Consider the following 5,072-nt stretch of genomic DNA (forward strand, 5'->3'; position numbering starts at 1 on the left):
GGCCGCAGGAGATGGCGCGGCCGCGCAGGTAGATTTCCCCGGGGGTGCCGAGAATTGGTTTTGAAGCTGCAAAGAGGCGTCGGGCTGCCTCTGCACTGTTGCCGGGTGCGGGCGTGCGCTCCAGAGGCCTCGCCGCGAGGGTGGGCTCGGAGAGGAATTGAAGGGCTTCCTCGCGGGCTTCCCGCTTCGAGATATTGAGGGTTAGCTGGATGATGTCGAGCAGGTCGCCATGTTCGCCGGTAGCGGCATCGGTCCATTTGCCAGCAGCGCCTGGGCCATAATCTGGACCGGTCAGCCGCACGTACATGGAGCGGCCTTTGGTGTTGAAGGCGTCGCCGACAACCCAGTAGCGGCCATTGCGCTTGCCGTTTGACAGGTAATGGGCGCAGACGGCTTCGGCGTTGCGGGCTAGTCGTTCGGAGATTTGGCGTATGGAGAGGGTCATGTCGGTATCTTGTCTTTGACGATTGCCGTGGGACGCGCCTCTTGCACCTCCCTTCCCGGTTTACCAATCCGATCCCTCCTCTCTTGCTCTCGCTGCCCGCGAAGATGGGCTTTGTTGTTTGGCACCGTACCTTGCCACGTCGCGCGCCAAGGATCGTCACCCGGATGGGCGGAGACGCGGTACGCGGCTCCGTCGCGCGCGTTGCCCTTGTGCGCGATAGAGCCTGGCCCGCCCGCAGGGCGGGGGCGCCCATATCATCCTTAGCATACGCATCAAAAAACAAAGGCCCCTGATGGAGCCCCTGCTGTGACACGTACCCTGACTTAGAAGGTGCGTTCCTCGGTCGGTGCGTCGTGCCCGAAGACGGGTTCCTCGGCGTGCGCGGCGGCTTCCTGCATCTTCTTGAGCTTCTTGGACGACACCTTGGCGTTTTCGGGGGCAGCGTCGGGCGCGTCCTGCTCCTTTTCCCAATGTTTCTGGACACTGCCGACCACGGAGAGGCGGCCGCCGTCATGCTGGTTAGTCCAACCGCTGATGTCGCGGATGACGCCCTTGTCGTTCCACCAGCCGTAAATGTCGGCGCGGCGGTAGCCTTCCTCGGTCAACTCGCCGTTGGGCAATTCGGATTCGAACAGCACGAAGCGGCCGGACTCGAGCTTCATGCCGTTCACCTCGACGGCGGGGCCGATGTTGTCTTCGGCACCGGCCCGCATCTTGTCGCGGGCGCTGTCGCTGCGGGCGAAGGGTTCGACCTGGCCGTTGTAGGCGGTGAGGACAACGCCTTTGGCATTGGTGAAGGATGTGCTCCAGCCGGCGACGTTGAACTGGCGCTCGGGATTGTCGTGGGCGGCGACATAGCCCTTGAGGTTGGGCAGCGCCTTGCCGTTACGGTTGGTGCGCTTCTTAGGATATAGGTTCGCGGAAAAGGTCGGGATGGTTTGGTCCATGGATACAGGCTTCCTTGTTAATCGAGATCCACCGAACTCTTCTTGTTGTTGCGTGGGTTGCGGGAAGGCTGACGGCATGGCCAAGGCTGGTCAACGGAAGTGCGCACGGAATGGTCATTTGCGTACACGGGGCACACATTGCGTGCCTAGGGGGCAGACAGATCAACTTGCCGGCTTGCGTCGGCGCCTGAAGCGAACGGCGTGGCGCGTGTCCTCGTTGACGAAGGTCCGGGCGGCCTTGGCATGGGGATGCCGGTGACCATCCGAGCGGCGGATCATCTCGGCGCTCATGACGCGCAAGGCTTCCGACAGTCCCTGCTCGAGGGGCGTGGCGGCTTGTGCCGCGAAGACTTCGATACTGCCCTGGATGGCGAGGAGGCAGGCAATGGTGTCGTCTTCGTCCCGGGCCTGCACCATCATGGCAGCCACTTTCGCAGCACACGCCAGAATGTCCTGGTCGGTTATGTCGTTGAGGGGGAAGCGGGTTGCCATGGAAGCGGTGTGGGTCGGTCGCTGGATGTTTTCAAGGGGTTGTTGGAAAGCGGTGAACCGGCACCGAAATGGCTTGTGCCGGCGCGGTGGATTGCGAAAATGGAATGCTGTCCCCGGATGCGGGGTTGGGCGCAAGCGATATACGGTGAACCTCCGTTGCGGCATTGAAAGGCTTGGCGATGTGGGACAGGCAAAAGCTTGGGAAGCTGGCGCGTGAGCGCAAGGCGGCGCTGGGCGGATTGAACACGGCGCTGCTGGCGTTTGCCCGGACACAGGAGATGACGGAGGAGACCGGCATCGACTGCCGGAAAGCGGAGCAGGAACTGGCGGCCGCCCTCGACAAGCTGGAACCGGATGCCGTGCTGCAGATGAAGGCGCTGGGAAGCGTCGAGCGTGATGAGGTTCTGCGGGATTTCCTGACGGCTCTGACGGATTACAACCAGAAGAGCATTGAGCGGGAGCTGAAAGAGGTGCAGGAGCTTGCAGGGCCTACGTTGGAAACGCCGGTGCTTGAAGCGCCAGAAAACGATAAGGCCGCACCGAAAAAGAAGCGCGGCCTTCGGATGTTCAGGGGCTAAGGGGTCAGGCGGCGGCCACGTCGTCCGGATGATTTTCCGATAATTCGCCCGCGCTCGAGGTGTCACTCGGTACCTCGGGGAGATATGGGGCATAGAGGTGCGAGACGTTCGGAGCAATGAGAGAGCCATCCGCGTAGCGCAGGATCGGGAACGCGCCGATTTTGAGCGCGGACAGGTTGATATCACCCTCGACGCTGCCCAGGGCTGGAAATTCCGCGTACTCAAGGGCCCCAAGGGATAAATCAAACCCGACGGAGTGGAGCTGGGGCAGGTGTACGAAGGTTGCGGCAGGTGCGGAAATATGGCCGTAGACTTCTACGAGATAGGGGCATGCCAGGCACGTCGCGTTCGGCGCGATGATGGATTGGTGACCTGTGCGGAGCTGGTTGAAGACGACCTGAGCGTTCCGCGTGTATAGGCTCCCTTGCACCGAGCGGATCTCATCGAGCTTCCCTTGGGGTAGCGCGGTAACGTCGAGGGTTACGTAGGCGAGTATGGTGAGTTCGCGCAGGTCGTTGGACGATATATCGGCGGGCACGGTAATGGTGCCGTAGAAGGCGTCGTTGTCGGCTGTGTTGGCGACAATCTTTTTGCCGTTTCTCTTGACCAAGTGGTCGAGATGGCAGGTGACGGGGTTGAAGGGAATATGGCTGGCTGTCAGCTTGTTAGCGAGGCAATACAGGATATCGTGAACAATGACGAAGTTCGGGTTTTCTGGCGTGAAGGGCTGGCCGAAGGTGTAGATTTCGGTAATGGAGTCCGTGCGGCTGTTATGCGTGATGAAGGCGTAAGCGACGTCGTTTATGAAGACGGTGTAGAAGGTGTCCATGTTGGGAAGGAAGTCCTGCTTTAGGAAGTCCTGGTTGAAGAAGTCTTCGACCGTTGCGGATGAATGGCTTTGGTTGGCGAGATTACCGTCTGTCCAATAGATCATCGGTGAGGTGTCGTCGGTACGGACGGTTTCGTAAGTGGTGAAGTCCTCTCGTATGTGGCGTGTGAAGTAGCCTTTGACGGCACGAATACCCTGGACCTCCAGAACCGTTTCGCGGTCGACTGAATTGTCGACGGTGAAGTGGTGTCCTCGTTTCATGGTGTTTGTCCTCTGTGGTGTTGTTGGAGCGGAGTGAGAGGGGCGCTACATTTTGAGGGCGCGCTTTTTCTTGGGCCGGACGGGGGATGTTTGTTCGGCGGCGATCTCGTTTTTCTGCTCGGTCTTGTGGCTCGTGACGTTGCCTGAGAGCATGGGCTTGCCGTACTTGTCGTTACGGGCCCAAACGTCGAGGCGTTGCAGGCTGGCGCCGTCGCCGGGATTGAAGTAGCCGAAATAGTCAGGCTGTCTGCTGCCGGGTTCCTTGCGATCGTTCTTGAACAAGGCGAGTTCGAACGGGCGCACGCGTTCGATGGCGTCGTCCTGAGACTGTTCGACGTCGTCTTCGGCTGGCGCTGCAGCCGCTAGCTTGTCGATTTGCGCGGCAGCCGTTTCACCGGCGCGGCCAGTCATGAAGGTCCTACCGGTTTTTTTGCTGATGCGAACCCAGAGGGCCAGAGGGCGCAACTCGGCGCTGTCTTCGGTTGTGATGGTGCCCTTGAAGGCGGGCTGCTTGGTTCCTGCTTCGTGGGCCTGGTTCCTGAAGGCTACGATGCGGCCGGTGTCTTCGGTATCGTCGGACATGGGGAGTTCCTGTCGGTTGAAGGCGATGGGAACAAGACCTAGGGGCTATGTGTCGACTGGGGCGGCGTTTTGAGAACGCTTGGAACGGGGGGTGGAGGCACTTTCATGCGGTCGGCCATCGCGCGGTAGGCAAAGAATTTGGAGAGGCGCATCGGGGTCTCGCCCGGCGAGAGGACGATGATGTCGTCGCGGAATTCTCGGCCACGCAGCTGGTTTTCGGGTGCGAGGGGCTGGCGTTCTTCGGAGTAGTAGCTGTAGGTCTGGCCAAGCGCGGGGTTTATGTAGTCGGCCGCGTCGTCATCGGGCCGCATCCACGAGCTGACGCGGCAGCCGCCTATGATGCCTTTGGCGAGATCTCGGTATGATTTCTTGAATTGTCCGAAATATTGACCAAACAGCCAGAGGCGAAGGCCTGCGCTGCGGCCGAGATCGAGGAGGTCGTTCAGGGACGACATGGTGCCGAGTTGAGGTAACTCGTCGAGGAAGAAGGTGATGGGCAGCTGGTCGGGCTTGGCGGAAGATCCGTCGATCAGTTCGTTGGCATGTTGCTGGAAGAGGATGCGGATGAGTGGGGCGAAGGGCTGGATGTCGCCCGGCTTGAGGGAAATGTAGATGGAAGTGCCGGTGCGGTAGCGCAGGTCCTTGGGCTTCCAGTTGCTGGTGGCGAGGGTTGCGCGCACGGTGGGCGATGTGTCGAAGGCGGTGAAGAACTGGCGCGCGGTATCCATGATGGACTCAAGGCGCGTGTTGTCGGACAGGGCATTCTCCAAGGCGGTGGCCTGCGAGGCCAGAAACGGGATGCTCGCGGTTGTGGCCAGTTGTTTCATGGCGGCAATCACTTTCGCCGTTTCGCTGTTTTTGTATGCGGGCTTGGTCAGGTCCTCGAACGATGTGGGCAGCGCCAAGTAGCGGGCGACGTAGGCGAGGTTGCGTGCTTG

The 5,072-nt window shown here is 60.6% G+C and carries 7 protein-coding genes; 1 reads left to right on the forward strand and 6 read right to left on the reverse strand.

Translation table 11 applies throughout. The features are described 5' to 3' along the window. The 3 genes from K5845_RS20985 to K5845_RS20995 all read right to left on the reverse strand — a co-directional run. Positions 1–445, reverse strand: a 445-nt coding sequence (locus K5845_RS20985; RefSeq protein ID WP_502814154.1) for a DUF7146 domain-containing protein, incomplete at its 3' end; no start/stop codon positions are given. A gap of 323 nt (positions 446–768) precedes the next feature. Then, entirely contained in the window at positions 769–1,392 is a 624-nt protein-coding gene (locus K5845_RS20990) for a hypothetical protein (protein WP_287959952.1), read from the reverse strand. 162 nt (positions 1,393–1,554) lie between these two features. Continuing rightward, on the reverse strand, positions 1,555–1,884 hold the full coding sequence (locus K5845_RS20995; protein WP_287959953.1) for a hypothetical protein: 330 nt from the start codon (positions 1,882–1,884) through the stop codon (positions 1,555–1,557). A 179-nt stretch (positions 1,885–2,063) separates the two neighbouring features. Between K5845_RS20995 and K5845_RS21000 the strand changes: the two genes are divergently transcribed. Beyond that, positions 2,064–2,462, forward strand: coding sequence for a hypothetical protein (locus tag K5845_RS21000; protein ID WP_287959954.1), 399 nt, complete (start codon positions 2,064–2,066; stop codon positions 2,460–2,462). A gap of 4 nt (positions 2,463–2,466) precedes the next feature. Here the strand turns inward: K5845_RS21000 and K5845_RS21005 are convergent, their stop codons facing one another. From K5845_RS21005 to K5845_RS21015, 3 genes are all read right to left on the reverse strand, one after another. Continuing rightward, complete coding sequence (locus K5845_RS21005; protein WP_287959955.1) at positions 2,467–3,552, reverse strand: hypothetical protein; 1,086 nt, start codon at positions 3,550–3,552, stop codon at positions 2,467–2,469. A 45-nt stretch (positions 3,553–3,597) separates the two neighbouring features. Then, a complete protein-coding gene (locus K5845_RS21010; protein WP_287959956.1) occupies positions 3,598–4,134 on the reverse strand; it encodes a hypothetical protein in 537 nt (178 codons plus the stop codon). 38 nt (positions 4,135–4,172) lie between these two features. Beyond that, positions 4,173–5,072: type IV secretory system conjugative DNA transfer family protein (locus K5845_RS21015; protein WP_287959957.1), on the reverse strand; the 900-nt coding region annotated here is incomplete at its 5' end.

The organism is Filomicrobium sp. (assembly GCF_025698805.1).
Classification (GTDB): domain Bacteria; phylum Pseudomonadota; class Alphaproteobacteria; order Rhizobiales; family Hyphomicrobiaceae; genus Filomicrobium; species Filomicrobium insigne.

What these genes read in the sequence shown, in the direction of transcription:
- K5845_RS20990 (WP_287959952.1), bottom strand. Translation starts at nt 1,392, where the DNA reads ATGGACCAAACCATCCCGACCTTTTCCGCGAACCTATATCCTAAGAAG.
- K5845_RS20995 (WP_287959953.1), bottom strand. Translation starts at nt 1,884, where the DNA reads ATGGCAACCCGCTTCCCCCTCAACGACATAACCGACCAGGACATTCTG.
- K5845_RS21000 (WP_287959954.1), top strand. Translation starts at nt 2,064, where the DNA reads ATGTGGGACAGGCAAAAGCTTGGGAAGCTGGCGCGTGAGCGCAAGGCG.
- K5845_RS21005 (WP_287959955.1), bottom strand. Translation starts at nt 3,552, where the DNA reads ATGAAACGAGGACACCACTTCACCGTCGACAATTCAGTCGACCGCGAA.
- K5845_RS21010 (WP_287959956.1), bottom strand. Translation starts at nt 4,134, where the DNA reads ATGTCCGACGATACCGAAGACACCGGCCGCATCGTAGCCTTCAGGAAC.